1 pseudogene is annotated in these 212 nt (G+C 47.2%); it reads right to left on the bottom strand.

Annotation, left to right across the window (positions count from 1 at the left end):
* Positions 1-212: pseudogene (locus DY78_RS16310) on the bottom strand (DUF1351 domain-containing protein); the annotation flags it as partial.

Raw genomic sequence — 212 nt, 5'->3', positions numbered from 1 at the left:
GTATCGACAATTTTACCGGTACTCGTTTCTTGCTGATGCTCTGCAGCCACTTGCTGTTTAATCTCTCGCTGACGTTCACGTTCTTTGACTGATTCAACTTGCCGGTCAATTGCCTGCAACAAGTACTGGACGTCCTGTCCTTGCTTCAACTGGTCAATCCATGGGATGGGATCAACGTCGACTGCTTGAGCATACTTGGTAATCATCGTTGT

Source organism: Lactiplantibacillus fabifermentans DSM 21115 (assembly GCF_000498955.2).
Classification (GTDB): domain Bacteria; phylum Bacillota; class Bacilli; order Lactobacillales; family Lactobacillaceae; genus Lactiplantibacillus; species Lactiplantibacillus fabifermentans.
The sequence above is the reverse complement of the archived record's forward strand: the minus strand, read 5'-3'. Positions and strand labels throughout refer to the sequence as shown.